The sequence below is a fragment of the Micromonospora sp. C31 genome, assembly GCF_018070575.1.
Classification (GTDB): Bacteria; Actinomycetota; Actinomycetes; order Mycobacteriales; family Micromonosporaceae; genus Micromonospora.
In genome coordinates this window covers 1-1,343 of record NZ_JAGPXN010000060.1, presented here as the reverse complement: position 1 = coordinate 1,343, position 1,343 = coordinate 1, and the positions used below count along the sequence as shown (strand labels likewise).

At 73.2% G+C, this 1,343-nt stretch carries 1 protein-coding gene; it reads right to left on the bottom strand.

What is annotated here, in order from left to right; genetic code table 11:
* On the bottom strand, positions 1-1,343 hold a 1,343-nt coding region (locus KBX06_RS27425; RefSeq protein ID WP_247686780.1), incomplete at both ends, for a type I polyketide synthase.

The window sequence follows — 1,343 nt, the reverse complement described above, 5'->3', positions numbered from 1 at the left end:
TCGGCGCCGTCAACCCGTTCGACGCACCGTCCTGGTTCACCGCCGTGCCACGCACCACCGCCAGGACCCGACGCCCGTCGCGCCGCGCATCCGACAGACGCTGCACCAGCAGCACCCCGACGCCCTCCGACCAGCCGGTGCCGTCCGCCGCCTCCGAGAACGACTTGCACCGGCCGTCGGCGGACAGGCCGCCCTGGATCGAGAACTCGGCGAACGTGCCCGGTGAGGCCATCACGGTGACGCCGCCGGCCAGCGCGAGGTCGCACTCGCCGGACCGCAGCGCCTGCGTCGCCAGGTGCAGCGCCACCAGCGACGACGAACACGCCGTGTCCACCGTCACCGCCGGCCCCTCGAACCCGAACGAGTACGCCACCCGACCCGACAACACGCTGGTCGCGTTGCCGGTGAGCAGGTGTCCGCCGACCTCCTGGGTACGGCCCACGGACCCGCTGGCGTACCCCTGGAAGCTGGCGCCGGCGAAGACGCCGACCGCGCCGCCCCGCAGGCTGGTGGGGTCGATGCCCGCCGACTCGACGGCCTCCCACGAGGTCTCCAGCAGCAGCCGCTGCTGCGGGTCCATCGCGAGGGCCTCGCGCGGCGAGATGCCGAAGAACTCGGCGTCGAACTCACCGGCGTCGTAGACGAAGCCGCCCCTGCGGACGAAGGACGCGTCGGAGAGTTCGCCGCTGAGGAAGCTGTCCCAACCCCGGTCGAGGGGGAAATCGGAGATGCCGTCGCCTCCGGCGGCGAGCAGTTGCCACAGCTCGTCCGGCGATCCGACGCCACCCGGGAGGCGGCAGCCCATGCCGACGATCACGATCGGGTCGTCGTCCACGGCGGTGACCCTGCGGCCGGCGGGCGCGTCCTGCGAGGCGCCGAGCACGGTCTCCCGGATGAAGGCGACCAGGGCGGCCGGCGTCGGGTGGTCGAAGACGAGGGTGGAGGGCAGGGCGAGGCCCGTCTCGGCGGTCAGCCGGTTGCGCAGCTCGACGGCGGTGAGCGAGTCGAAGCCGAGGCGCTGGAACGCCCGGTCGGGTGCCACCGCCTCCACGGTCGCGTGGCCGAGCACCGCGGCGACCTGGGATCGTACGAGGTCCAGGAGGGACGCCTCGACCTCCGCCGGCGTCAGGGCCGCCAGCCGCTGGCGAAGTGCGGAGGCCTGGTCGGTGGGAGCGACTTCCGCACGGGCCGCCGCCTCGATCGCCGACTGCGCTTCGGGGATCTCGGTGAACAGACGGGACGGACGCAACGCCGTGAACGACGGCACGAACCGATCCCACCGCACATCCGCCACCACCACCTGCGCCTCACCACCATCCAACGCCCGCTGCAACGCCGCCACC